General features: G+C 74.0%; 20 protein-coding genes. 5 read left to right on the top strand and 15 right to left on the bottom strand.

Annotated elements, in window-relative coordinates; translation table 11 throughout:
• Positions 1-94 precede the first annotated feature (94 nt).
• From ACW69E_RS00205 to ACW69E_RS00185, 5 genes are all read right to left on the bottom strand, one after another.
• Complete coding sequence (locus ACW69E_RS00205) at positions 95-2,362, bottom strand: beta-xylosidase/alpha-l-arabinosidase (RefSeq protein WP_457496121.1); 2,268 nt, start codon at positions 2,360-2,362, stop codon at positions 95-97.
• A gap of 47 nt (positions 2,363-2,409) precedes the next feature.
• A complete protein-coding gene (locus ACW69E_RS00200; protein WP_457496120.1) occupies positions 2,410-3,330 on the bottom strand; it encodes a carbohydrate ABC transporter permease in 921 nt (306 codons plus the stop codon).
• On the bottom strand, positions 3,327-4,232 hold the full coding sequence (locus tag ACW69E_RS00195; RefSeq protein ID WP_237878531.1) for a carbohydrate ABC transporter permease: 906 nt from the start codon (positions 4,230-4,232) through the stop codon (positions 3,327-3,329). The genes ACW69E_RS00200 and ACW69E_RS00195 overlap by 4 nt, the downstream gene beginning before the upstream one ends.
• Positions 4,229-5,485 (bottom strand): ABC transporter substrate-binding protein, encoded by a 1,257-nt coding sequence (locus ACW69E_RS00190; RefSeq protein ID WP_457496391.1) that lies wholly within the window; start codon positions 5,483-5,485, stop codon positions 4,229-4,231. Before ACW69E_RS00190 ends, ACW69E_RS00195 begins: the two co-directional genes overlap by 4 nt.
• A 238-nt stretch (positions 5,486-5,723) precedes the next feature.
• Positions 5,724-6,743, bottom strand: coding sequence for a LacI family DNA-binding transcriptional regulator (locus ACW69E_RS00185; protein ID WP_457496390.1), 1,020 nt, complete (start codon positions 6,741-6,743; stop codon positions 5,724-5,726).
• A 190-nt stretch (positions 6,744-6,933) separates the two neighbouring features.
• Between ACW69E_RS00185 and ACW69E_RS00180 the strand changes: the two genes are divergently transcribed.
• Complete coding sequence (locus tag ACW69E_RS00180; protein WP_457496119.1) at positions 6,934-8,376, top strand: endo-1,4-beta-xylanase; 1,443 nt, start codon at positions 6,934-6,936, stop codon at positions 8,374-8,376.
• A gap of 174 nt (positions 8,377-8,550) precedes the next feature.
• Here the strand turns inward: ACW69E_RS00180 and nirD are convergent, their stop codons facing one another.
• The 4 genes from nirD to ACW69E_RS00160 form a co-directional block, all read right to left on the bottom strand.
• The gene (gene nirD, locus ACW69E_RS00175; RefSeq protein ID WP_457496118.1) at positions 8,551-8,943 is read right to left on the bottom strand and encodes a nitrite reductase small subunit NirD; all 393 of its coding nucleotides are present in this window, start codon (positions 8,941-8,943) and stop codon (positions 8,551-8,553) included.
• On the bottom strand, positions 8,940-11,573 hold the full coding sequence (nirB, locus tag ACW69E_RS00170) for a nitrite reductase large subunit NirB (protein ID WP_457496117.1): 2,634 nt from the start codon (positions 11,571-11,573) through the stop codon (positions 8,940-8,942). Before nirB ends, nirD begins: the two co-directional genes overlap by 4 nt.
• A gap of 2 nt (positions 11,574-11,575) precedes the next feature.
• The gene (locus tag ACW69E_RS00165; RefSeq protein ID WP_457496116.1) at positions 11,576-12,940 is read right to left on the bottom strand and encodes an NAD(P)/FAD-dependent oxidoreductase; all 1,365 of its coding nucleotides are present in this window, start codon (positions 12,938-12,940) and stop codon (positions 11,576-11,578) included.
• A gap of 128 nt (positions 12,941-13,068) precedes the next feature.
• The gene (locus tag ACW69E_RS00160) at positions 13,069-14,349 is read right to left on the bottom strand and encodes a cytochrome P450 (RefSeq protein WP_457496115.1); all 1,281 of its coding nucleotides are present in this window, start codon (positions 14,347-14,349) and stop codon (positions 13,069-13,071) included.
• A 289-nt stretch (positions 14,350-14,638) separates the two neighbouring features.
• Between ACW69E_RS00160 and cutA the strand changes: the two genes are divergently transcribed.
• A complete protein-coding gene (gene cutA, locus ACW69E_RS00155; RefSeq protein ID WP_457496114.1) occupies positions 14,639-14,968 on the top strand; it encodes a divalent-cation tolerance protein CutA in 330 nt (109 codons plus the stop codon).
• Between the two features lie 15 nt (positions 14,969-14,983).
• On the opposite strand, the gene ACW69E_RS00150 is transcribed toward cutA, so the two are convergent.
• From ACW69E_RS00150 to ACW69E_RS00140, 3 genes are read right to left on the bottom strand one after another with little or no spacing between them, the layout of a single operon-like run.
• On the bottom strand, positions 14,984-15,331 hold the full coding sequence (locus ACW69E_RS00150; RefSeq protein ID WP_457496113.1) for a type II toxin-antitoxin system PemK/MazF family toxin: 348 nt from the start codon (positions 15,329-15,331) through the stop codon (positions 14,984-14,986).
• Positions 15,318-15,548 carry a ribbon-helix-helix domain-containing protein gene (locus ACW69E_RS00145; protein ID WP_457496112.1) on the bottom strand — a complete coding sequence of 77 codons (231 nt, stop codon included), beginning with the start codon at positions 15,546-15,548 and terminating at the stop codon, positions 15,318-15,320. Before ACW69E_RS00145 ends, ACW69E_RS00150 begins: the two co-directional genes overlap by 14 nt.
• Positions 15,549-15,593: 45 nt before the next feature.
• A complete protein-coding gene (locus ACW69E_RS00140; protein ID WP_457496111.1) occupies positions 15,594-17,771 on the bottom strand; it encodes a molybdopterin oxidoreductase family protein in 2,178 nt (725 codons plus the stop codon).
• Between the two features lie 160 nt (positions 17,772-17,931).
• On the opposite strand from ACW69E_RS00140, the gene ACW69E_RS00135 reads away from it, so the two are divergent.
• Positions 17,932-18,729 (top strand): sirohydrochlorin chelatase, encoded by a 798-nt coding sequence (locus tag ACW69E_RS00135; protein ID WP_457496110.1) that lies wholly within the window; start codon positions 17,932-17,934, stop codon positions 18,727-18,729.
• Positions 18,730-18,817: 88 nt separating this feature from the next.
• A complete protein-coding gene (locus tag ACW69E_RS00130; RefSeq protein WP_457496389.1) occupies positions 18,818-20,149 on the top strand; it encodes a deoxyguanosinetriphosphate triphosphohydrolase in 1,332 nt (443 codons plus the stop codon).
• Positions 20,150-20,392: 243 nt separating this feature from the next.
• Here ACW69E_RS00130 and ACW69E_RS00125 read toward each other — a convergent pair whose 3' ends face one another.
• The 3 genes from ACW69E_RS00125 to ACW69E_RS00115 form a co-directional block, all read right to left on the bottom strand.
• Positions 20,393-21,712: a cation:proton antiporter gene (locus tag ACW69E_RS00125; protein WP_457496109.1), complete on the bottom strand. Its 1,320-nt coding sequence runs from the start codon at positions 21,710-21,712 to the stop codon at positions 20,393-20,395.
• 337 nt (positions 21,713-22,049) lie between these two features.
• A complete protein-coding gene (locus ACW69E_RS00120) occupies positions 22,050-22,817 on the bottom strand; it encodes a lytic polysaccharide monooxygenase (protein WP_457496108.1) in 768 nt (255 codons plus the stop codon).
• A 345-nt stretch (positions 22,818-23,162) separates the two neighbouring features.
• Positions 23,163-23,588, bottom strand: coding sequence for a cupin domain-containing protein (locus tag ACW69E_RS00115; RefSeq protein WP_457496107.1), 426 nt, complete (start codon positions 23,586-23,588; stop codon positions 23,163-23,165).
• 151 nt (positions 23,589-23,739) lie between these two features.
• Here ACW69E_RS00115 and ACW69E_RS00110 point away from each other — a divergent pair, with 151 nt between their 5' ends.
• Positions 23,740-26,142 carry a hypothetical protein gene (locus ACW69E_RS00110; protein WP_457496106.1) on the top strand — a complete coding sequence of 801 codons (2,403 nt, stop codon included), beginning with the start codon at positions 23,740-23,742 and terminating at the stop codon, positions 26,140-26,142.
• Positions 26,143-26,151: the final 9 nt, after the last annotated feature.

Below are 26,151 nucleotides of genomic sequence, written 5' to 3'. Positions count from 1 at the left end.
GGGACGCCGGGGCGAGGAGCGCGGCGCCCGCCGGGGGGCGGGGCGGGCGCCGGCCCGAAGGGCCCCGGAGCGGGTGCCCCGGCTCGGGGCCGGATCAGGGCTGCAGGACGCGGACCTTAGCCCCGCAGGTCATCCGGCGGTCGAAGCCGACGGTGCGCTCCGGCCCGGTCAGGGTCAGCGGCACGGTGTGGCGCACGTCGGCGCTGGAGGCGGCCAGCCGCAGCTCCACCGCCCCGGGCTCGACGACCCGCTGCCCGGGCCCCACGGTGTACGAGGCCAGGTCGGCGTGGAAGTCGAAGACGACCTCGGCCGCCTGCCCCGGCTCCAGCGTCACCCGGGCGTAGCCGACCAGCTGGACGACCGGCCGGGCCACCCGCGCCACGGGGTCGTGCAGATAGAGCTGGACGACCTCGGTGCCGGCCCGCTCGCCGGTGTTGCGCACGGTGACGCGCACCTCGGCGGAACCGTCGGTCGGCAGCGCTTCGGCGCCGGTGTCCGCGGCCTCCCAGTCGAAGGAGGTGTAGGACAGGCCGTGCCCGAAGGGGTACAGCGGAGTCGGGTCGATGTTGCTGGCGTCGCCCTTGAGGCCCAGCGGCGGCACGAGGTAGGTCCACGGCTGGCCGCCGGTGCCGCGCGGCACGCTGACCGGGAGCCGGCCGGAGGGGTTGACCCGTCCGGTGAGGACCCCGGCGACCGCCGGTCCGCCCTCCTCACCGGGGAAGAAGGCCTGCACGACTGCGGCCAGGCGGCCCTCCCACCGGCCGAGCGCGTACGGGCGGCCGGTGAGCAGCACCAGCACCACGGGCTTGTCGGTGCTCTCCAGCAGGGCGTCCAGGAACTCGGCCTGGCCGTCGGGGAGGGTCAGGTCGGCGGCGTCGCAGCCCTCACCCGAGGTACCGCGGCCGAAGAGGCCGGAGCGGTCGCCGAGCGCCGCGATGACGACGTCGGCCTCGGCGGGGGAGTCGGTCAGGACCGCTCCGGGCAGTTCGGCGCCCAGGGCGTCCAGCAGCGTGGGGATCTCCACGCCGAGGGGCAGCTCGGGATGCTCGACGCCCACGTGCCGGGGGAAGGTGTAGCAGCCCAGCATGGCGGCCTGCTCGTCCGCGTACGGGCCGACCACGGCGATGCGGGCGGTGGGGTGCAGGGGGAGGGCGCCGCCGGAGTTGTCCAGCAGGACGACGGACTCCTCGGCCAGGCGCCGGGCCAGCGCCCGCATCGCGGGCGGGTCCAGGTCCACGGTGTCCGCCGAGGCGGCGGGCGGGGCGGCCGACCAGTCGGGGTCGAGCAGGCCCAGCTCGCACTTCTGCCGCAGCACCCGCAGCGCCGCGCGGTCCACCAGCTCCTCGGGCACCTCGCCGGAGCGCACCGCCTTCAGCAGCGGCTCGCCGTAGCAGCGCAGGCCCGGCAGCTCCACGTCCACGCCCGCGGCCAGCGCCAGGGCGGCGGCGCGGGCGGGGGAGTCGGCGACGCGGTGGGCCATCTCCAGGAAGGAGACGCCGAAGTAGTCGGAGACCACCGTGCCGTCGAAACCCCACTCCTCGCGCAGCAGATCGGTGAGGAGCTCGGTGTGGGCCGCGGCCGGGACGCCGTCGAGGTCGTTGTAGGCGTGCATGACCGAGCGGGCCCCGCCCTCGCGCAGGGCCATCTCGAACGGCGGCAGGATCACGTCGGCCAGCTCGCGCGGGCCGATCGAGACGGGGCCGTGGTTGCGGGCGCCGCGGGAGGCGGAGTAGCCCGCGAAGTGCTTGAGGGTGGAGACGATGCCGGTGGACTCCAGGCCCGCCACATAGGCGGTGGCCACCGTCGCCACCAGGTAGGGGTCCTCGCCTATGGACTCCTCGGTGCGGCCCCAGCGCGGGTCGCGCACCACGTCCAGGACCGGTGAGAGCCCCTGGTGGATGCCGACCGAGCGCATGGAGTCGCCGATGGCCGCGGCCATCTCGCGCACCAGCGCCGGGTCGAAGGTGGCCCCCCAGGCCAGCGGGGTGGGGAAGACGGTGGCCTGCCAGGCGGTGAATCCGGTCAGGCACTCCTCGTGGGCGAGGGCGGGGATGCCGAAGCGGTTGGCTCCGGCGACCTTCGTCTGGAAGGCGGCCAGGGCCCGCGCGCCCTCGGCCGGCTCCACGGGGGCGGTGCCGAAGGGGCGGGTGAGCTGGCCCAGGCCGTGGGGCAGCAGGGCGTCCAGGTCGACGGTTTCGGAGACCTCGTGCTGGAGCGGGGCGACGTCCTCGCCGTCGGACTCGGAACCCGGCCAGACGCTGGAGAGCTGTGCGAGTTTCTCCTCCAGGGTCATCCGGGACAGCAGATCGGCGGCGCGCTCCTCGACGGGTCGGGAGGTGTCCTGCCAGGGGTGGTGATGCATGAGGCTCCTTGTCAGGCGTCAGCGTGTCTCGCGCGTCCCCGTGGGACTCAGCGCCCGCCGGCGCCCATGAGGCCGTTGATGAGCTGACGGCGCGCGAAGAGGTAAACGACGAAGATCGGCACGATCGACAGCACGACCGCGGCGAGCAGCGCGGGGATGTCCACCCGGAACTGGCCGACGTAGTCGTAGAGGCCGAGGGTGAGGACCCGGCTCTCGCGCGACTGGGTGAGGATCAGGGGGAAGAGGAAGTTGTTCCAGGCCTGCAGCGCCGCGTAGACGCCGACGGTGGAGATCCCGCCCCGGGACAGGGGCACGACGAGCTGGAGCAGGACGCGGGTCTGGCTCGCGCCTTCCAGGGCCATCGACTCGTACATCTCCTCCTCGATGTCGCGCATCGTGGAGGACAGGATCAGCACGCACACCGGCAGGCAGAACGCCGAGACGGGCAGGATGATCGCCAGCAGGCTGTCGTACAGCTGCATCTGGGTGATCAGCAGGTAGATGGGGATGATCACCGCCTGGGCGGGGATGGCCAGGCCCAGCAGGAAGAACTGGAAGATCCGCTGCGAGGTCCGGCTGAGGGTGCGCACCACGGTGTAGCCGATGCCAACCGAGAGCACGATGACGATCGCCGCGGTGGCGACCGTGACGACCGCGGTGTTGAACAGGTACGTGAGGAAGTCGCTCTCCAGCACCGTGCGGTAGTTGTCGAGCGTGAGGTTCGCCGGAAGGCTCAGCGCGCCCTCGTCGAAGTAGGAGTCGCGGTCCCGCAGCGTGGTGAGGACCAGGACGTACAGCGGCAGGCCGACGACGACCAGCCAGAGAACGGAGGCGACGCCCGCGGGCATGTTCCACTTGCGGAGGCGGCGCAGCCTGCCGAGCAGACCCCGGTCGTTGCGCTTCTGGGGCGCTTCGGCCCGTTCGGCGGCGGGGGAGGGCCGGTGCCCCGGCCTGGTGGCGGTCTTCACATCCCCTCCCGGGTGCTGCGCATCTTGCTGAAGCCGGTCACCCGGACCATCAGCAGGGAGATGGCGGTGGCGACGATCACCAAGGTGGTGGCGATGGCGCTGGCGTAGCCCATGTCGTACGCCTGGAAGCCGGTCTCGTACATCAGGTAGGGCACGATCGTGGTGTCCGTTCCCGGCCCGCCCTCGGTCAGGATGAGGACGGTGTCGAAGAAGGTCAGCGCGCCGACGACCATCAGCACCGAGGAGGTGATGATGGTGTTGCGCAGCTGCGGCAGGGTGATGGAGAAGAACTGCCGTACGGTGCTCGCCCCGTCGATGGAGGCGGCCTCGTAGAAGGACTTGGGGATCTGCCGGGCGCCGCCCTGGTAGAGCAGGGTGTGGAACGGGATGAACTGCCAGGCGGCGACGAAGGCGACGGCGGCGAAGGCGCCGTCACCGGTGCCGAGCAGGTTGCCGTCCTCGATCCCCAGCCACGGGCCGATGTCGGAGATCAGGCCGAAGTTGGGGTCCAGCAGCGACTTCCACAGCAGCGCCAGCGCCACCGAGGAGGCCAGCAGCGGAAGGAAGAAGATCGCGCTGAGGACGGCCCGGTTCTTCTGCCGGCCGGCCGACCACACGCCCAGCAGCAGGGCGACGGGCGTCTGGATCAGCCAGCTCACGCCGGTGAGCAGGATGCTCAGCCAGATGGCCTGCCGCATGGTGGGGTCGTCGAACAGCCGCTCCCAGTTGCCCGTTCCGCTGATCGAGGGGAAGTCGCCGAGGCCGTCCCAGTCGGTGAAGGACAGATAGCCGACCAGCACCATCGGGCCGACGGCGAACAGGACGAAGAACAGCACGCCGGGGACCGCCCAGGCAATGCCCGGGCGGCCCACGCGCGGCGACGCGGTTGGTGCTTGCTTCACTTCAGGGCCTTCATGGCGTCGACGAACTCTTCGGGGCTGATCTGCTTGTTGAAGAGCTTCTGGATGTTGGTGAGCATCGGCGAGGCCTGCTGCGCCGGCAGCGCCTGGTCCCAGGAGAGGGTGAAGTTCGGGGCGTCGCGCACCAGGTCGTACTGGAAGAGGGCGTAGTCGGGGGCGGGGTGCCCGGTGAGCATGTCCTCGGAACCGGAGTTGGTGGGCACGTCGCCGTTGTCCACCAGGGCCTTGGCGTACCAGTCCTCGGCGGCGGTCTTGACGAACTCCAGGGCCGCCTCGCGCTCGGCGCCCTTCAGCTTGGAGTTGACCGACCAGAAGTTGGTGGGGTTGCCCACCGCGTTCTTGGGGTCGCCCTTGCCCTTGGGGAGCGCGGGGAAGGTGGTCCAGCCCAGGCCCTTGTCGGCGAACTCCTTCTGGTTGGCCTGCTGGTTGGAGTACTCCCAGCTGCCCATCAGGTGCATGGCGGCCTTGCCCTTGGCGAAGAGCGTGGAGGCGCCGTCGGCGGTGTAGTTGACCGAGGCGTAGTTCTTGCCGAACGCCCCGCGGTCCACCAGGTCGCGGATGGTCTCGGCGGTCTTCAGCACGGCCGGGTCGCCCCAGGCGGAGGAGTCGCCGTCCTGGATGCGCTGGAAGACCTCGGCGCCGCCGATGCGGTCCAGCAGGTACTCGACCCACATCAGCTCGGTCCAGGCGTCGGTGCCGGCGAGCGCGAACGGGGTGACGCCCTCCTTCTTGAAGGTGTCGACCAGCTCCAGCAGGTCGTCCCAGGACTCGGGCGGCTGGACGCCGGCCTTCTCGAAGACGTCCTTGTTGTAGAAGAGGACCACCGGCTGCATGCCCCGCATCGGGACGCCGTAGATCTTGTCGTTGACCTTGCCCGCGTTGAGGATCGAGGGCAGGAACGCGTCCTTGAGCTTGTCGTCCTTCTGGATCTCGGGCGTGAGGTCGACCAGCATGTCCTTCTCGACGAAGTTGCTGATGCTGCCGCCGCCCCAGTTGAAGAAGACGTCCGGCGCGTTGGGCGTGCCCATCGCACTGCGCATCTTGTCCTGGTAGCCCTCGCCGGGCACCTCGACGAGCTCGGCCTTGACGTCGGAGGTCTTGTTGAACCGCTCGACGGCCTCGCGCTGCACCTTGGTCGAGGCGTCCTGGTAGACCCAGACCTTCAGGGTTCCGCCGGCCTTCTCCTCGCCCGGCCCACCGCTGCCGCAGGCGGTGAGTACGGAGGCGGCCAGCACCGCCGCCGTCAGCCCGGCGGCGTGGCGCCGCCCGAATCCCTTGCGGCCTCTTGCGGCCGAGCCCTGCACTGCTGTTCGCATCGCGTACCTTCCGGAAGGAATCCGAAAATTATCGGTAGTGGTGGTGGGAAAGTACGTACGCGCTCCAGCGGTGTCAACAGGTCTGACAAAAAAGAGGACCCGAGGCCCGGCAGCGTGATGCGCCCGTTATATGGAGTTGTCCGGTCCGCTGCCCGCGTCAGTCCCGCAGCGGCGCCGTGCTGGCGCGAACGACCAGCTCAGTGGCGAGTTCCACGCGCGGGGAGTCGATCTCCTCGCCCCTGGCCTGACGCAGTACGGTGCGGGCCGCGACCTTGCCCATCTCCACCAGCGGCTGACGCACCGTCGTCAGCGGCGGAGCGGACCAGCGCACTTCCGGAAGGTCGTCGAACCCGACGATGCTGACGTCCTCCGGCACCCGCATCCCGCGCCGCCGCAGCGCCTCGATCGCGCCCAGCGCCATCTGGTCGCTGGCGGCGAACAGGGCGGTGGGCGGCTCCTCCAGGTCCATCAGCCGGTTGCAGCCGGTGAAGCCGGCCTCGTGGTAGAAGTCGCCCGGCACCATCAGCCGGTCGTCCACTCCGACGCCGGCGGCCTCCAGCGCGGCGCGGTAGCCGTCCAGCCGGGCGCGGCTGCACAGCAGTCTGGGCGGCCCGGCGATGAAGCCGATGCGGCGGTGGCCCAGCTCCAGCAGGTGCTCGGTGGCGGACATGCCGCCGGCCCAGTTGGTGGCGCCCACCGTCGGCGCTTCCAGGGCCGGGGAGCCGGAGGGGTCCACCACCACCAGCGGCACGCCCAGGCGGTGCAGCTCCTCGTGGAGGACCGGTTCCAGGACCGAGGTCACCAGGATCACGCCGCCGGAGGCGCGGGCCCGCAGGTTGCGCATCCACTGCCGGGCCGAGCCCGCGCGGTCGTGGATGGCCGAGACCACCGTGCCGAAGCCGACCTCGTGCGTGGTCTCCTCCACGCCGCGGATGATCTCCACCGCCCAGGGGCTGTCGAGGTCGTTGAAGACCAGGTCGATCAGGGCCGGCCGGTCGCCGGAGGAGGCCGTGCGGCGGCGGTAGCCGTACTGCCGCAGCAGCTCCTCGACCCTGGCCCGGGTCGCGGGCGCGACGTCCGAGCGGCCGTTGACCACGCGTGAGACCGTGGGGACCGAGACCCCCGCCTCCTGGGCGATCGCCGTGATCGTGACCTTCTGCTCCACCTTGGGTGCCATCCTCTGCTCCGCGACTTTGCCGGCCGCGGCGACCGTGCCGTCCGTCATGCCGTCTCCCATGCTCTCTCCTTCACACGCGCACACCGTTGACGGGCGTTCCCATCGGCTCTACCGTTCCCGGCGCACCCTCGAAACCTTCCAACAGTCTTCCGGAAAGAGTTCCGGGGAGTCGAGAGAGGGACACCCCAGCATGAGGCAACACCGTGTAAGCACCGTACGCCGCTTAGCGCGGGCAACCGTAGCCGCCTCCGCCGCGGCCGCGGCCCTGACCTTCGGGTTCAGCGCCCCGAGCCAGGCGGCCGACCCCTCCCTGCGCGAGGTCGCCGAGTCCACCGGCCGCTTCATCGGCACGGCCGTCAACGACGGCCTGCTGAGCAACGGGACCTACAGCGACATCGTCAGCACCGAGTTCGACAGCGTCACCGCCGAGAACGCCATGAAGTGGGAGGCGGTCGAACCCCAGCGCGGCCAGTTCAACTGGGCCGGGGGCGACCGCCTGGTCCAGTTCGCCCAGGCCAACGACCAGCTCGTCTACGGCCACACCCTGGTCTGGCACAGCCAGATGCCGAGCTGGCTGCAGAACGGGTCGTTCTCCGACACCGAGCTGCGCACCATCGTGACCGACCACGTCACCACCCAGGCCGGCCGCTACAAGGGCAAGGTCCAGCGCTGGGACGTGGTCAACGAGGTGTTCAACGAGGACGGCTCGCTCCGGCAGAGCAAGTTCTACCAGCAGCTCGGCGCGTCCTACATCGCGGACTCCTTCCGGGCCGCCCGCGCCGCGGACCCGGACGCCAAGCTGTTCATCAACGACTACAACACCGAGACGGCCAACGCGAAGAGCGACGGCCTGTACCGGCTGGTCAGGGACCTGAAGGCGCAGGGCGTGCCGATCGACGGCGTCGGCTTCCAGAGCCACCTCATCGTCGGCAACGTCAACGGCCAGGCGATCCGGCAGAACCTCCAGCGCTTCGCCGACCTGGGCCTGGAGGTCGCGGTCACCGAGCTGGACATCCGGATGCGGATGCCGTCCGACAGCTCCAAGCTCCAGCAGCAGGCCCGCGACTACCGCGCGGTGGCCGACGCCTGCCTGGCGGTCTCCCGCTGCTCCGGCATCACCGTCTGGGGCGTCAGCGACCGGGACTCCTGGGTCCCGGACGTCTTCCCGGGAGAGGGCGCCGCCTGCCCCTGGGACGAGAACTACCGGCCCAAGCCGGCCTACGACGCGCTGCGCGACGCCTTCGTCGCGGCGGGCGGAGGCCCCGGCGACCCGGACGACCCGGGCGACCCCGATGACCCGGGCGACCCCGAGCCGCCCACGGGCGACTGCTCCGCCGTCTTCACCGTCTCCAACCGCTGGGACACCGGCTCGGTCGTCTCCGTGACCGTCCGCACCGGACAGGCCCTCAGCGGCTGGCGCGCGCAGTTCGACCTGCCGGCCGGGGTGAGCCTGGCCAACGGCTGGAACGGCTCCTTCTCGCAGAGCGGCCGCACCGTCACCGTCACCAACGCCGCCTACAACGGCACGGTCCCGGCCGGCGGGACGGTCTCCTTCGGCTTCCAGACCAGCGGGGGCGCCGCCCAGGACGGCACCCGCGTCAGCCTCGGCGGACAGGAGTGCGCCGCGGGCTGACACCGGCTCCCGTCCGGTGCGCCGGGCCGCCGGGGCAGGGCGGCCGGCGCGCCGGACGGGGCTGTTCGCCGGAGGGGCCCCAGAGCCGGGCCCCGGTCGCGGCCCGCCCCACACTGGCCGCGGCCGGGGTCCTTCGACGTTCCCCGGCGGTTCCCGCCGCCCCTTCGGGGCTCCTCACCGGGTGCGGACGGCGTACACCGGCACCGACACCGCCTCGTCGTCCAGGCACCGGCCCGTGGCCAGCTCGAAGCGCTGCTTGAGCAGCGGGGAGGCGACGAACGCCCGGCCGCCGGCCGAGCCCAGCAGCCCGCGCGAGAGCACCTGGGCGCCGGTGAACGGGTCGCGGTTGCCGACGGCGTACGTCCGGCCCGCCCGGTCCCGGAACACGGCGACCTGCCGGCCGTCGGGCAGCAGCGCCGCCACCCCCCGCCCCGGCACCAGATCGGACAGGCCGCACACCGCGGCCCAGCCGCCGCCGGCGCGCACCTCCACCCGCGCCCCGGCCGTGGTCGTGGCCGCGGCCGTCGTTTCGGTCGTCGCGGTGGTCACAGTGGTCACAGTGGTCATCGGGCCGTGCTCCCTTCGAGGGCTTCGAGCGTGCGGACGGGGATGTCGGGGCCGGACAGGAGCGTCAGATCGGGCCGGACCTGCTCGCGCTCGGCGACGAACCGCACCGACGGATCCGGCGCGTCGGGGGCGTTGACGAAGGACACGAAGCGCCGCAGCCGCTCGGGGTCCTCCAGCGTCGCGGCCCACTCGTCGCGGTAGTTCGCCACATGGCCGGCCATCAGCTCCTCCAGTTCGGCGCACAGCCCCAGCGAGTCGTGCACGACCACGTCGCGCACATGGTCCAGGCCGCCCTCGATCCGCTCCAGCCAGGCGGCGGTGCGCTCCAGCCGGTCGGCGGTGCGGATGTAGAACATCAGGAAGCGGTCGATCAGCCGGACCAGCTCGGCGTCCGACAGGTCCTTGGCCAGCAGGTCGGCGTGGCGCGGGGTCGCGCCGCCGTTGCCGCCCACGTACAGGTTCCAGCCGTTCGCCGTGGCGATCACCCCGAAGTCCTTGCCGCGGGCCTCGGCGCACTCGCGCTGACAGCCGGAGACCGCCCCCTTCAGCTTGTGCGGCGCGCGCAGGCCCCGGTAGCGCAGCTCCAGGTCGATGGCCATGCGCACCGAGTCCTGCACCCCGTAGCGGCACCAGGTCTGCCCCACGCACGACTTCACCGTGCGCAGCGCCTTGCCGTAGGCGTGGCCGGACTCGAAACCGGCTTCCACCAGCCGCGCCCAGATCGCCGGGAGCTGGTCCACGCGGGCGCCGAGCAGGTCGATCCGCTGAGCACCGGTGACCTTGGTGTAGAGACCGAAGTCACGGGCCACCTCGCCGATCACGATCAGCTTCTCGGGGGTGATCTCACCGCCGGGGATGCGCGGCACGACCGAGTAGGAGCCGTTGCGCTGGATGTTGGCCAGATGGTGGTCGTTGGTGTCCTGCAGCGCCGCCTGCTCGCCGTCCAGTACGTAGCCGCTGGCCCCCAGCACCGGGGCGAGCGAGGCGATGATCGAGGCGACGGCCGGCTTGCACACCTCGCAGCCCTCCCCGCCGCGGGCCTCCTCGCGGCCGTGGCCGTCCAGCAGCTCGGCGAAGGTGGACAGCCGCCGGGTGCGGACGATCTCGTACAGCTCGCCGCGGGTGTGGGCGAAGCAGCCGCACAGGCCCTTGTCGACGGTGACGCCGCCCGCCTCCAGCTCGTCGTTGACGAGAGCGGTGAGCACCTTCACACAGCTTCCGCAGCCGGTGCCCGCCTTCGTGCACTTCTTCACCTCGGGCACGGTGGTGCACGCGTGCTCGGTGACGGCCGCGCGGACGGCGCCCTTGGTGACGTTGTGGCAGCTGCACACCACCGCCTCGTCCGGCAGCGCGGACGGCCCCAGCGCCGCGGGCGCCCCGGCCCCGGCGGGAAGGACGAGCTGCTCGGGCGCCACCGGCGGGACGCTGCCGGTCAGCGGGCGCAGCGTGCCGTACGCCTCGGCGTCGCCGACCAGCACACCGCCCAGGAGGGTGCCGTCGGCGGCGACCACCAGCTTCTTGTAGACCCCCGCCCGGGAGTCGGAGTAGACGACGTCCAGACAGCCCTCGGTCTTTCCGTGCGCGTCGCCGAAGGAGGCCACGTCCACACCCAGCAGCTTGAGTTTGGTGGAGGTGTCGGCGCCGGTGAAGGACGCCCCCGCGTCCCCCGCGCCCTCCGTACCGCCCATCTCGCCGGCGATCGCGTCGGCCGCCACCCGCGCCATCTCGTAGCCCGGCGCCACCAGGCCGTACACCATGCCGTCCACGGTCCTGGCGCACTCGCCGACGGCGTACACCGCCGCGTCGGCGGTGCGGCAGCGCTCGTCCACGACGACCCCGCCGCGTTCGCCGACCGCCAGGCCGCAGTCGCGGGCCAGCTCGTCGCGGGGGCGTACGCCCGCCGAGAAGACCACCAGATCGGTGGCGATCCGCGAGCCGTCCGACAGCGCCATGCCCGTGACGGCCCCGTCCGGGCCGGCGGTGATCTCCTGACCGCCCACGCCGGTGTGGACGGTCAGGCCCATCCCCTCGACGGTGCGGCGCAGGGCGGCGCCGCCGCCCTCGTCGACCTGGAGGGCCATCAGACGCGGGTTGAACTCCACGATGTGGGTCTCAAGGCCCAGCCCGCCGAGCGCGCCGGCCGCCTCCAGGCCCAGCAGGCCGCCGCCGACGACCGTGCCCACCCGGCTCCTTCCCGCGTACTCCTCGATGGCGAGCAGATCCTCCACCGTGCGGTAGACGAAGCAGCCGGTGCTGTCGCTCCCCGGCACGGGCGGCACGAACGGGTAGGAGCCGGTGGCCAGCACCAGCGTGTCGTAACCGATCTCCAGCCCGGCGCGCGAGGTCACCGTGCGCGCCTCGCGGTCGATCGCGACCGCCGGGTCGCCCAGGCGCAGCTCGATGCCGTGCCGCTCCATGAAGCCCTCGTCCACCAGGGACAGCTCCTCGGGTGTGCGGCCGGAGAAGTACGAGGTGAGCCGCACGCGGTCGTAGGCGGGCCGGGGCTCCTCGCACAGCACGACCACCCGGGCCCGCCCGGTCACCTCCCGGCTCGCGAGCTCCTCCAGGAACCGCTGTCCGACCATCCCGTGCCCGACGAGCACGATCGTGGGGCGTGGCGTCCGTGGCATGTCTACAGGCCTCCATCGTTGGTGAGCAGGTGGAGCAGCGGGGCGGAGGGCAGCGGCTCGCCGCCCTCCCAGGCGCGGGCGAGGGCGCCGACGGTGCCGAGATCGCCCAGGAGGATCCCGCCCACCAGCCGGTCGCCGCGGACGACGACCTTGCGGTAGACGCTGCGGGTGGCGTCGGCGAGGCGGACGACGTCGTCGCCCGCACGGGGCACGGTCTCGCCGAACGCGGCGAGGTCCAGCGCGCTTCCGGGCCCGGAGGGGGGCGGGGCCAGCGTCAGCCGGGTCAGCGCCCGGGTGCCGGTGTAGGCGGGGGACCGTGCACCGGCGGCCGTCCTGTCCGCGGCCCTGTCCGCCACACGGTCCGCCAGCAGGACGCGGGCCAGCGCGTCGGCCTGCTCCTGGGCGGCGCCGGCCAGCCCGTAGACCGTCCCGGCGTGCTCGGCGCAGTCGCCGACGGCGTGGACGCGGGGATCGCCGGTGCGCAGCTCGTCGTCCACCACGATCCCCTCGCGGACCTCCAGCCCGGCCGCCCGGGCGAGCCCGGTCCGCGGGCGCACCCCGCAGGCGAGGACGACCAGTTCGGCCTCCAGCCGGTAGCCGTCGGCCAGTTCCACGCCGCGGGTCACGGCCCCCTCGCCGGCGCCCTCCCTCCCGCCGCTCCCCGCGGTCAGCAGGCCGCGGACGCGGCACTCGGTGTGGACCTCGACGCCCAGCCCCTCCAGATGCCCGCGCAGCAGCGCCGAGGCGCGGGCGTCCAGATGACGCTCCATGAGGTGCTCGCCCTGGTGGGCCAGGACGGTGCGCACCCCCCGCCCGGCCAGCGCGCGGGCGGCCGACACCCCGAGCAGGCCGCCGCCGACGACGACGGCCCGCGCCCCGGGCCGTACCTCCGCCTCCAGCGCCCGGCAGTCGGCCAGGGTGCGGAAGGGGCGTACGCCGCGGGGCGGTTCGTGCCCGCCGTCGGGGAAGAGCCCGCGCAGCGGCGGCAGCACCGGGTTGGAGCCGGTGGCCAGCACCAGGGTGTCGTACGGCAGGGAGGAGCCGTCGTCGCACCGCACCAGACGCTCGGCCCGGTCCAGCCGCACCGCCCGCACACCGCGCAGCCAGCGTGCGGCGGGCGGTGCGGGCAGACCGATCACCTCCGGCTCGTACCGCCCGGCCAGCACCCCGGCCAGCAGCACCCGGTTGTACGGCGCGTGGGGCTCCTCGCCGACGACCGTCAGATCCACGGCCGCGCCACCGGAGCCGGCGCCCCCGGAGCCGCCACCGCCGGCGGTACCGAGGGCGCCGGCGGCGGAGAGCTGCCCGGCGAGCCGGGCGGCGGCCATCCCGCCGCCGATCACCACCACACGCTTCGTCGAGGTCATGCGGAAAGCGTGCGGCGCGGCTGTTTCCCGCCCGGATCACCGCTGTTTCCCGGCGGCAACACCGCCCTCAGCGCACCCGGCCGGAGGCTGTGAGCCCCGGGCGCAGCCGTCCGTCTCCGGACGAGCCCTCAGGGCGCCAGCCGTACGGGCAGCGACGCAAGGCCCCTGGTCCACGGCGACGACGCCCAGGCCAGGCGTTCCTCGGGCACCGCCAGCCGCAGACCCGGCAGCCGCCGCCGCAGCACCTCCACGGCCGTACGCGCGATCAGCCGGGCCTGCGACTGGGCCGGGCAGGCGTGCGGTCCCGCGCCGAACGCCACATGCGCGCGGTTGCCCGTCACCGGCCGCCCGCACGCGGGCAGCACCCCGGGATCGCGGCCCGCGGCGGCCAGCCCCAGCACGAGCATGTCCCCGGCCCGCACCTCCTGCCGGCCCAGCCGGACGTCGCGCAGGGCGTAGCGGCCGGGGAGGTTCTGGGTGGGCGGGAACCGCCACAGCACCAGATCCAGCGCCTCGTCCAGGGTCAGGTGCCCGCCGTCCAGCGAGGAGCGCAGGGCCGGATCGGTCAGCAGCAGGCGCAGCGTGGTGGCGATCCAGTTCTTCGTCGTCTGGTGGGCCGCCACCACCGTCACGACCAGGTTGTGCAGCACCTCCTCCTCGCGCAGCGAGGCGGGGTGCGTCAGCAGCCAGGAGGTGATGTCGGGGCCCGGCGCGCACCGCTTCTCCCTCACCAGGGCCAGCAGGACGCGCTCCAGCCGGCGGCCGGCGTGGACGGAGTCGGCGTTGGCGGCGGCCGTGCCGGCGACGGCCTCCGCCAGCCGCCGTCCGTCCCGCTCGCCCGTGCCCAGCAGCCGGGCGACGACCCGCGCCGGCAGGCGGTGCGCGTAGTGCGGTACGAGGTCGGCCTCGTACCGCCCGGCGAAGGCGTCGATCAGCCGGTCGGCGGTGTCCCGCACCAGGCGGCCCAGCTCACCGCCGTCGACCCGGCCCAGCGCGTCGGCGACGGCCGACCGCATCCGCCGGTGCCGCCGCCCGTCGGCGAACATCAGCGCCGGACGCCAGCCGAGGAACGCCAGCAGCGGGGAGTCGGCCGGCACCCGCCCCTCGCGCAGCGGACGCCAGTGCCGCGGGTCGTGGCTGAAGTCCTGTTCGCGGCGCGCCACCCGCAGCAGCTCCTCGTAGCCCATGACCAGCCAGGCGTGCGCCCCCGGGGCCAGGGCGACGGGCGCGACCGGCCCGTGCTCCGCGCGCAGCCGCTCGTACAGGGCGGGCAGGCCGTCGCCGTCGAGGCCCGGACCGTACAGCGGGGTGTGGCGAGCGCGGCCGGGGCGGCCCGGACGGCCGGAGAGGTCAGGGCGGCCGGGGCGCTCCGGTGGCGTCTCGGCCCGGGGGCGGGGAGCAGCGGTCATGTGGTGGCTCCGGGAGAGGGGGGAGGACGGGAGGGGGAGCCGCCCGGGGTGGCCCGGGAGCGGCCCGTACCACCGGCAGACAACGCGCCGACGGCCGACGCGGTCAACCGCCTTATCCGAAAAGAGTCCTGGAATACCACTCAGGAGTGAGCCCCCGGGCGGCGGGAGGCGCGGACCGGGGGGCGCCGAGGGACCGGGTGGGCCGACCGGGCCGTGCCGCGGTTGCCGCGGCTACGGTGGGCGGGCAGGACCGCGAAGGCGGCGAGGAAGAGGAAGAGGAGCGGCGGCCATGGCGCAGACGGGCGTCCTGACGGTGCTGACCACCACCGACAGCCGGGAGAAGGCCGAGGCGCTGGCGCGCGGCGCGGTGGAGGCCCGCGTCGCCGCGTGCGCCCAGATCTCCGGCCCGGTGACCTCGGTCTACCGGTGGGAGGGCGAGGTGCGCGCCGAGCCCGAGTGGCAGGTGCTGCTGAAGACCGCGGCGGCCCGCTACGACGCCCTGGAGGCGCATCTGCGCGCGGCGCACGACTACGACACCCCCGAGATCATCGCCACCCCGGTCGTCCGCGGCGGCGCGGACTACCTGGCCTGGGTCGCCGAGGAGACGGACGGCTCCTGAGCAGGCGCGGGAGCCCTACAGGGCCAGATGCCGGCGCAGGGCGGTGTCGAGGTCGGTCAGGACGTGCGACGGCAGCACACCGACCCGGCGCAGCAGCCGCTCCACGGCCACGGAGCGCACCTGTTCGCACTGGGCTTTGGAGTCTTTGCGCAGTCCGCAGTCCGCCGCCTTGAGGAGCACCTGGAACGGGTAGACGCGTGAGGTGTTGGACGTCACGGGCACCACGGTCAGCACACCCCGGCCGGCGCGGTCCACTGAACGGTTGGCCGCGTCGTTGGAGACGACGACGGCGGGGCGTGCCTTGTTCGCCTCGCTGCCGCGGGTCGGGTCCAGATCGACCAGATAGATGTCACCGCGCCGCATCGCCGAGCCCGTCCGCAGCGGTCGCGTCCCACAGTTCCGCGTCCTCGTCCTCGTCCCACTCCTGCCAGGCGGCGGTGTAGTCCTGTTCGAGTTCCGAGGCGCGCAGCAACTCGATCGCTGCGTGTATCACGGCCGATCGCGACTCGATCTCGGCCCTGGCGGCGTATGCGTCGACGAAGGCGATGTCTTCCTGGGGGAGGCTCACACTTACCTTCATACCCCAGATGGTACAACGGTGGCTCCACTGATGCTACTCGAATTGCTACCTCAAATCCTCCGCGCGGTCCACCCGGACCGCGCAGACCTTGAACTCCGGCATGCGCGAGATCGGGTCCAGGGCCGGGTTGGTCAGGGTGTTGGCGCGCCCCTCGCCCGGCCAGTGGAACGGCATGAACACCGTGTCCGGGCGGATGTCCGGTGTGATCCGGGCCGGCGCCACCGCCCGCCCCCGCCGCGAGACCACCGCCACCGCCTCCCCCTCGGCCACCCCGATCCGCTCGGCCAGCCGCGGATGGAGCTCGACGAACGGTCCCGGGGCGGCGTCGTTCAGCTCCGCCACCCGCCGGGTCTGGGCGCCCGACTGGTACTGGGCCGGCACCCGGCCCGTGGTCAGCAGCAGCGGGTGGCCGGCGTCCGGTTCCTCCGCCGGGGGGCGGTGGGCGACGGGCGCGAAGCGGGCCCGGCCGTCGCCGGTGGCGAAACGGTCCAGGAACAGGCGCGGGGTGCCGGGGTGGGGGGCGGGGGAGCGGTCCACCGCCGGGTCGTCGGCCTCGTCCGTACCCGGAACCTCCGGGCACGGCCAGAAGACCCCGTCCTCCTCGGCGATACGGCGGTAGGTGATCCCCGAGTAGTCCGCCGGGCCCCCGGCCGAGGCCCGCCGCAGTTCCTCGAAGACCTCCTCCGGATCGGTGGGGAAGCCCTTCTCCCAGCCCAGCCGCGCCGCCAGCGCGTTCAGCACCTCCAGGTCGGTGCGCACCCCGGGCGGGGCGTCCACGGCCCTGCGGCGCAGCAGCACCCGGCCCTCCAGGCTGGTCATCGTCCCCGTCTCCTCCGCCCACTGCGCCACCGGCAGCACCACGTCCGCCAGCGCGGCCGTCTCCGACAGCACCACGTCGCACACCGCCAGGAAGTCCAGCGACCGCAGCCGCTGCTCCACATGGGCGGCACGCGGAGCGGAGACCACCGGGTTGGAGCCGGTCAGCAGCAGGGCGCGCACATCGCGGCCGAGCGCCTCCAGCAGCTCGTACGCGCTGCGCCCCGGCCCCGGCAGCACACCGGGGTCCACACCCCACACCCGCGCCACGTGCTCGCGTGCCGCCGGGTCGTCCAGCCTGCGGTAGCCGGGCAGCTGATCGGCCTTCTGGCCGTGCTCGCGCCCGCCCTGGCCGTTGCCCTGCCCGGTCAGGCAGCCGTAGCCGGACAGCGGGCGCCCCGCCCGGCCGGTGGCCAGGCACAGGTTGATCCAGGCGCCGACGGTGTCGGTGCCCTTGGACTGCTGCTCGGGCCCGCGCGCGGTGAGCACCATCGACGACTCCGCGTCGCAGAACAGCGCCACCGCCTCGCGCAGCGCGGGCACCGGCACCCCGGTGATCCGCTCCACCAGTTCCGGCCAGTGCGCCATCGCCGCCGCGCGCGCCTCCTCCCAGCCGCTGGTGCGCGCCGCCACGAAGTCGGAGTCCACCCGCCCCTCGGCCACCACCAGATGCAGCATGCCCAGCGCCAGGGCCAGGTCCGTGCCGGGGCGCGGGGCCAGGTGCAGGTCGGCGTGCTCGGCGGTACGGGTGCGGCGGGGGTCGATCACGATCAGCTTCCCGCCCCGCTCGCGCAGCTCGGTGAAGTAGCGCAGGGCGGGCGGCATGGTGTCGGCGGGGTTGGCGCCCACCAGGATCACGCAGCCGGTGCGCGCGACGTCCGCCAGCGGGAAGGGCAGCCCCCGGTCCAGCCCGAACGCCCTGTTCAGGGCGGCGGCCGCCGAGGACATGCAGAACCGGCCGTTGTAGTCGATCTGGGAGGTGCCCAGCACCAGCCGGGCGAACTTGCCCAGCGCGTACGCCTTCTCGTTCGTCAGCCCGCCCCCGCCGAACACCCCCACCGCGTCCGCCCCGTGGGCGGCCCGGGTGTCCGACAGCCCCGCCGCGACGCGGTCCAGCGCCTCGTCCCAGCCGGCCGGCTCCAGCGGCCCGCCGGCGCGGCGCCGCACCAGCGGCCCGGTCAGCCGCACCCGGGAGGAGAGCACGGCCGGTGCGGTGCGGCCCTTGCCGCACAGCGCGCCCCGGTTGACGTCGAACGCGGTGCGCTCGACCACCTCGACCCCCTTTCCGCCCCCGGTGGGGCGCAGCCCCATGCCGCACTGCAGGGCGCAGTACGGGCAGTGGGTGTCCACACTCTCCGCGGGCGCCTGGGAGGCCTGTCCGTCGGGCTGGGCAGTCGTCGCGCTCATGCCGCCCAGCGTGCGTCGCGCGTGTTACGCCGTGCGCCCTTGCGGGTTACGGGCCCGGCACACCGGCCTCAGCCCGCCCCGGCGGGCGCCGTGAGCCGTGCGCAACCGGGCGTCACGACGCCGCAACGGCGGGGCAACCGGGGCCCGCCACACTCGCCCCATGACCTCCCCCTTCCGCGTCCGCCCCCGCCCGTCGCCCCCGCTGGTCGCGGTCGCCCACGGCTCCCGCGACCCCGGAGCGCTGCGCACCGTCACCGCACTGCTCGGCCTCGTGCGGTCCCTGCGGCCCGGCCTGCGGGTGGAACTCGGGCACGTGGAGCTGAACGAGCCGCTGCTGCCGGACGCCCTCGACGCGCTCCCGGCCGGTCAGGCGGTCCTCGTCCCGCTGCTCCTGGGCCGCGGCCACCACGTCAAACACGACCTGCCCGAGGCCGCGGCCGCCGCCGGGCACCTGTCCGTGCGGACCGCCGCGCCACTGGGGCCCCATCCGCTGCTGGCCGAGGCGCTGGCCGGGCGGCTGGCCGAGACGGGCTGGAGCGCCGCCGGCGCGTACCGCACCGGCGGCGTGGTGCTGGCGGCGGCCGGCTCGCGCGATCCGGACTCGGCCCGGGACGCCGAACGGACGGCCGCCCTGCTCTCCGCACGCCTCGGCGGCGTCCCGGTGCTGCCCGCCTACGCCTCGGCCGCCCGGCCGACCGTGCCCGAAGCCGTGGCCGCCCTGCGCGCCGCCGGGCGCCACGATGCCGCCCTGGCCTCGTACTTCACCGCGCCGGGCCTCTTCGCCGCCCGGTGCGCGCGCGACGCCCCCGGCCTGCCGGCCGCCCCCGCGCTGGGCGCGCATCCGGCACTGGCCCGCCTCGTCCTGCACCGCTACGACGAGGCGCTCGCCCGGGCGCGTACGGTGGCCCGCGGGCCCGTCATCCGCCCGGTGCGGAGGACGCCGGTCCGCGCCCGCTGACCGACCGGACCCGCCCGCGCCGGCCCGCGCTGTCACCCGGGGCGGCTAGCGTCGGTGTATGAGCGGCGGGTATGGCGATGCGTACGCCATGGACGACACGACGTACAGCCCCTGGGGCGACGGACCGGTGGAGCACGTCGCCGGCTACGACGGCGCGGCGCTGGAACGCTGGGTGCCCGAGCCAGACAAACGGCCCGGACGCACCGCCTTCCAGCGCGACCGGGCGCGGGTGCTGCACTCCGCCGCGCTGCGGCGGCTCGCGGGCAAGACCCAGGTGGTCACCCCCGACGCCGCCGCCGGCGCCTGGGACGCCACCCCCCGCACCCGCCTGACGCACTCCCTGGAGTGCGCCCAGGTGGGCCGGGAGCTGGGCGCCGCGCTCGGCTGCGACCCGGACCTGGTGGAGACCGCCTGCCTCGCCCACGACCTGGGCCACCCGCCCTTCGGGCACAACGGCGAGCGCGTACTGGACGAGATCGCCGAGCCCTGCGGCGGCTTCGAGGGCAACGCGCAGTCGCTGCGGCTGCTGTCGCGGCTGGAGCCGAAACGGTTCGCCGGACCGGCGGACGGAGACGGCGGCCCGCCGGCCTGTGTGGGCCTCAACCTCACCCGCGCCGCGCTGGACGCCGCCACCAAGTACCCCTGGCCGCGCGGCGGCCACCCCGCCGACCCCGCGTCGCGGAAGTTCGGCGCCTACGAGGACGATCTGCCGGTCTTCGAGTGGTTCCGGCGAGGTGCGCCCGAACACGCACAGTGTTTTGAAGCGCAGGTCATGGACTGGTCCGACGACGTGGCCTACTCCGTCCACGATGTCGAGGACGGTCTCCACGCCGGCCACCTCGACCCCAACCTGCTGCTGGCCGAACCCGAGCGCCGCGAGGTCTTCGCCGTCGCCGCCGCCCGCTACGCGCCGCCCGGCACCGAGGAGGCCGAACTCGCCGAGGCCCTGGACCGGCTGCTGGACCAGGAGTGGTGGCCGCACGGCTACGACGGCACGGCCGTCGCCCAGGCCCGGCTGAAGGACGCCACCAGCCAGCTCATCGGACGGTTCTGCCTGGCCGCCGAGGGCACCACCCGGGCGGCATACGGCTCGGGCCGCCTGACCCGCTACGGCGCCCGCCTGGTGGTCCCGCGCGCCGCGCGTCTGGAGTGCGACGTGCTCAAGGCCGTCGCCGACCGGTACGTCATGCAGCGTCCCGATCAGGAGCGGCTGCGCGGCGAACAGCGCGACATCCTGGCCGGACTGGCCGAATCCCTGGTCGCCCGTGCCCCGGACGGCCTGGACCCGCAGTTCCGCGCGCTGTTCTCGCAGGCCGGCGACGACCGGGCCCGGCTGCGCGTGATCGTCGACCAGATCGCCTCCCTCACCGACGCCTCCGCCCGCCGCCTCCACGCCCGCCTCACGGGCCCGGCGGCGTGAGGACGGCATGACGGCGGGGCGACAACAGGGGGCGGCGGCGTGACGGAACGGGCCGGCCGCCGCCCGGCGCCGTCACCGGCTTCGCCTCCGACGAGGACGGCATGCGCAAGCTGTGCGGCGACCGCGTGGTGGTCGCAAGGCTCTGACCGCCCGCCCCGGAGCGTGGTACGAAGACCGGATGAGCCGCTTACCCGTCCACGGCCCCGAGGGCAGGCTCCGGCGGCCGCGGTCACCGAGCCGGGGTCACTTCCCAGGGGGCCCGCGCCGGTCCGGCCGGGTGAACGGTCCGAGCCAGCGGCGCCGGGCGCCGAGCCACTCCTCCCCCGCCGGTCCGGTGTCCATCTCCTCCCGCAGCGGCGCCCCGGCCCCGGCGGAGGCCGCCGTGTACCACCGGCCCAGGCGATCCGAGAGCACCGACGCGGAGACGCCGTGCAGGACGATGCTGAGGAAGACGGTGACCGCCATCACGCCGCTCAGCGGCTCAAGCCCGGGGCCGCCCTCCCGTACCGCCAGGAGCCCCAGGATGACGGAGGCCAGGCCGCGCGGCCCGAACCAGCCGACGAAGGCGACCGTGGGCGCGCGCAGGCCGCTGCCGAGCAGTGAGAGGGCCACCGGGACCATACGGACCACGGTGAGGCTGAGCAGCGCGTAGCAGACGGTCCGCCACTCCAGCCGTTCCAGGGTGGGACCGAGCAGCACCGCGCCGAACACCAGGAAGCTCAGTGCGGCCAGCAGCCCGCCGAGGTCCTCCGCCAGCGCGGCGGCGTTCTCGGAGCCCTCCGGGCCGGTCACGAACCGCAGCGCGGCGCCGAAGGCGAAACCCGCCGTCCACACGGCGATGAACCCGCTCCCCCCGGTCGCGTCCGCGAGGAGGTAGGAGCCGGCGGCAAGGGCCAGGGGGAGTGCCTGGCCCCACTCCGGGGTGACCCAGCCCCTGGCGTCCGACCACTTCAGCAGCCGTCCGCCGGCCCACCCGGCCAGCACGCCCAGGGCGGTGCTCAGCACCAGGGCGCGCCAGAACACCTGGGCCGCCCCGGCCTCCGCCGAGGCCGTCCCGGGCACGGCCGCGAGGAAGAGGACGAAGAAGGGCAGGACCATGCCGTCGTTCAGCCCGCTCTCGACGGTGAGGCCCTGGCGCACCAGCGCGGGGACCTGCGGGGAGGAGACCGTGGTCCTGCCCAGCGCCGCGTCGGTCGGGGCGAGGACGGCGCCGACCAGCGCCAGTTCCCAGACGCCGAGTTCCGGGAACAGCGGCCAGGCCAGCAGCCATCCCGTGCCGATGGTCAGCGGCAGTCCGATCCCCAGGAGGCGGCCGGGCAGGAAGCGGCTCCGGCGCAGCGTCCATCTGCGGATCGCCATCGCGTCGGTGAACAGCACCAGGGCCAGGGCGGTCTCCAGTAGCGGCAGCAGGAGGCCGGAGTCGGGTCCGGGCAGTGGGAGCCCCAGCCCGGCCGGGCCGATCAGGAGCCCGAAGGCGGCGAAGACCATGGCGGTGGAGACGGGGGTGCCGGCGAGTCTGCGCGACCCCAGGGCGTAGGCGGCGACGGCGGCCGCAACCGCCACCCCGGTCCACTCCCCGCCGGTCACCGGTGCCCGGTCCCCGTCCCGGCGCGTGGCCGCCGGTCCGCTCCGCGGGGAGCGGTGCCCCTCACGCCTGCCCGCATCCCGCTGCCCCTTCCCTGGTGCTTCGGTGGGCGACGCGGGCCATTGTGCTGCTCCGGCCGTCCTCCGCGTGGCCGCGACATGTGGGTGGGGCCGTGTGCGGCACCGATGGCGGGGGGCCCGGTGCCGCGAGCACACGATCGGGGGAGGGCCGGCGCGCCGCCGTCCGGACGGGTTCCGGCACGGCCCGGTGGCCGGCGTCCCGCGTCGGGGAGGCGCCGGCCACCGGGGACGCGGTTCAGCAGGGGCCCAGGTCCCGCCAGACCCCGGAGACACCCGGTTCCTCGCCGCGCGTCCACCAGGCGGCCCGCCAGGCGTGGCCGCGGTGGGTGACGGTCCGGCCGCCGGTGTAGGCGGTGGAACGGTCCCAGGCGGGGGAGGAGACGCACTCGGCCGGCGGGGTCGGCGTCCCGCCGTCGTCGCCGCCACCACCGTCTCCGCCGCCGCTGCCGACCTGGACGTCCACGCAGTTGTAGAACGCGTTGGCGGTGTCCGCGACGTTCCACACGGCGAGGATCTTGTGCTTGCCGGAGGGCAGGCCGCTCAGGGTGTGCGAGATGTTCGACGGCGGGCGGGTGCCGCCCTGGTCGAACCGCTTGAACAGGACGCCGTCGACGTAGTAGTCCCAGGTGCTGGTGCTGTGCGCGGCGGTCAGCCGCCACTGGAAGGTGACGGTGCTGGAGACCTGTGTCACCGGCCAGTTGCGGCTGTCGTCGTCCAGGAAGGTCCAGCGGGTGCCGCCGCTGCACAGGCGCGAGCCCTTGGGTGCCTCGACGCTCTGCGGCTCGTACTGCAGTCCGTCGCAGCCGGTGACCCGGCCGGTGGCGCAGTGGTCCTGGCGGCTGGGCGGGGAGGTGATCCAGCCGTGGGCGCCCGCCGAACTTGCTGAGGTCATGACAATCGTGAGAGGCAGTGCCAGTACGAAGGCGAAGAGCGAGGCCAGCAGCCTCGCGGGACTCCTCCGCGTCGTCCGCGCCGTCCGTGGCGCGTGTTCGTTCTGTCGCATGTGGGGGCTCCTCCTCACCTCCGCGCGCGGCCTCCTCGGCCGGCGTGCGGAGCGGTACGGGGGGTGGCGGCCTGCCGTGCGCAGGGCCTCGCCGGTGACGATAGATTGGTTCAGACCAATCGTTAAGGGCGACTTCCGGTCCGTTCCCGGACGGTGCGGCCGGGTGCGCGCGGCGCAACGGGGGTCGTCCGGCCGGGCGGAGGAGGCCGGTGGGTGGGCGAAAAAGGCGGAAAGGATACGTTCCGCCCGCTGACCGAATCCGGTCTGTACCAATGCCGTTTGCTTCTCCCCCCCGTCCCCCGCCTCTTCCCCGCCGTGCCACGGCGGGGAAGAGGCGAGGCGCCCTCAGGCCAGGGCGTGGCCGGTGGTGCTGTCCACGTGGCCGGGGATCTCCCCCTCGTGGCGGTCCCCGGTCGAGGCCGTCCCGGTGGGCTCGAACATCAGGATCGACCCGCCGGCCGAGGACGGCCTGTGCTCGGTGCCGCGCGGCACCACGAACACGTCGCCCTTGTGCAGCTCGACGGTCCTCTCGCCGCCGTCGGCGTCGCGCAGGGCGATGTCGAAGCGGCCGTCGAGGACGAGGAAGAACTCGTCGGTCTCCTCGTGCACGTGCCATACGTGCTCGCCCTCGGTGTGGGCGATCCGCACGTCGTAGTCGTTCACCCGGGCCACGATCCGGGGGCTGTAGACATCGGTGAAGGAGGCCAGGGCCTCGGTCAGGTTCACGGGCCGCGGCGCGGACTGGGGCGCGGGTACGGGTGTCTCGGTCATGGGATCGATTCTCGGCGGTTTCCGCACGCCGCTCCCGGTGTTTCGCGGGAGTGTACGGAAAACGCGGGTCCGGTCCGGCGGTTTCCCGGAGTTCCGCCGAACCGGCCCGAGGACCGGGTCCCGTCGCTAACCTGCCCGGATGTTCACGGATATGACGGACAGTCTGTGGGACGGGGAGCCCCAGCCGCTGCGCGACTGGCTGGTGGGCAGAGGGGTGGACGTCGACGGGCTCAAGGGCCTGCCGCACTGGAACGCCGAATCACCCGACGGCGAGCCCGTCGGGGAACCGGAGGGCGGACCGGAGGGGGAGCCGGGCGGCGGGCGGAGCGCCCGGCGGCCGCCGGAGGATCCGCGCTCCACCCTCAGACGCCCCGGGGACCGCTGGCGGAAGGCGTACGAGAGGACGTCGGCGGCCCTGGAGAGGCTCGGGAACGAGCCGCACGGCGTACCGCTGCTGCTGAGCTATCTGCTCCACGAGGTCGCGGAGGCGTGGGAGAGCTCCTACCACTTCGGTCTGCTGTGGGATGTGCTCGATGCCGTACGCGACTGCTTCCCCGGCCATCCGACGGCTGTGGACCCCCGCGCCAGGAGACCGGGCCTCCCGGCGGACTGGAGGCCCCCGCTCCCCGCCGGCTGGGCGCCCGGCCTCGCCGCCGACCGGACGGCCGCCGACGCGGTGCTCCGTCTGATGGACTCCCTGGACGCCATGATCCGGGCCGAGAACGCCATGGTCAGCGGACTGCCCCAGGTGCAGGCGCCGGCGGCGGAGGCCGCCGCGCGCCACGCCCGGCGAGCCGCTGAGCTGGTGGGCGGGCTGCCCGCCGAGTACGCGTGGCTGCGGGAGTACGTGCTGCGGGTGGCGGGCCGGAACGACGTCTACTGCACCTCCACGGCCCTCGCGGTGCGCGCGGCGGAGGCATTCCTGCGGACCGGCGCCGCGCTGGAGGAGGCGATCGCCGGGCTGAGGGCGGCGGAGAGCGACCCGCGCATCGACCCGCGGTACCGCAGCGAGGTGCGGGCGCACCGGTTCAGCCTCACCGCGCTCCGGGACAGCGCCCGGCGCGAGTGGCTCAGGCTCGACCAGGGCTCGGTGGTCTTCCTCTACCCGTTCGCCCTGCGCGGGATCAGGCCCGGCCGGGCCGCCGACCGGGTCGCGCGGGAGGCCGGGGGCTGGACCCTGGCGGGGGCCGGGGCGGTGCGGGTGGAGGAGACCCTGGACCTGGACGACGTGTGGGACGGCGCGGACTCGCTGGGACGCGGCTACGAGGGGGCGTGCATCGGGCTGCCGGACGTACTGCTCCACGGCCTCGACGGCACGGCGGTGCCCGAGGGCGTCGAGCCCGTCCGGCTGAGCGCCGAGATCCGGATCTCCAGGCTCGGCAACCACTGCGTCCGCTTCGAGGCGGAGTGCGAGGACCTCTCCCCGGCCGACCTGCACGCGCTGATGTTCCGGGCCGCCCCCGAGCACGGGGCCGGGCGGGTGGTCCTCGAGGAGGGGCGGCAGGGCTCCCCGCAGCAGTGGCCGCGCCTGTCCGACCTGGCGGTGCAGCTCGCGCTGGACACCGCCGCCCGGCTGAGCCCGGACGACGGTTCCGCGCAGGTGGGATCCGCCGCGCGGCCCGGCATGTTCCATGTGGTGGTCACCGTCGAGCGGGCGTCCGCGACCGCCGGCCCCTGGGCGCCGCCGTCCACCGTGCGGCGGGAGCTGACCGGCGCCGGGGAGGTCATGGCGACGGCCGGGGCGCAGGTGCTGGCCAACCCGGTCCCCAACGCGCTGGGCGCGGTGGCCGAGTGGAGCCGGTACGCGGTGGACGGCCCCTACTCGTCCCTCTCGTCGGCCGTCGCGGACATCACCGGCAACCCGGCGCTGTGCACCTGCAACACCACGGTGCTGGTGCGGCTGGGGACGGCCGACTTCGTCGTCCAGGGCGACAAGGCCGTGGCCGAGTTCGCCGCCTCCGTCGAAGGGCTCTTCGCGGGGTGGTTCGACGAACTGGCCGACCACTACAGAAGGGTGGAGAGGCTGCGGGAGGAGGTGGTCGCGGCCGGGAACGGGCGGTCCCCGGGCAGCGCCGACGTCCTGCGGGAACTGTCGCGGAGGATGGACGAGGAGAAGATCCTCCTGGACGAGTTCACCGTCCAGGTCAGGTCCACCCTGTCCCTCATACGCTCCCCGTCCCTGCTCTCCTCCCCGGTCATCGCCCGGTTCCTGGCCCTGCTCCTGAGGAATTCGGGCTATCCGGAGCGGGTGGAGGAGCTGATGAACCGCATCCAGGAGGTCGCGCACGAGCAGCTGGACGTGGTCGTGGATAAGATCACCGCACAGCGCGGAGCCCAGGAGGACCGGGACGAGGCCCGGCAGGAACGCCGCCGCAGGGCCAGGATGGACACCATGCTGGCGGTCGTCGCCGCGATCGGTGTCTCGGGCCTCGGCCAGATCCTCCAGTCCGGCTACGCGGCGGAGGGGCTGTGGTCGCTGCTGATCATCGCGGTGGTCGTGGTGGTTTCGGCCCTCTTCGGATGGGGATTCCGCCGGACCGGAGGAGAGGCCTAGGCGTGGGCG

It is taken from the genome of Streptomyces sp. SS8 (assembly GCF_054072955.1).
The sequence above is the reverse complement of the archived record's forward strand: the minus strand, read 5'-3'. Positions and strand labels throughout refer to the sequence as shown.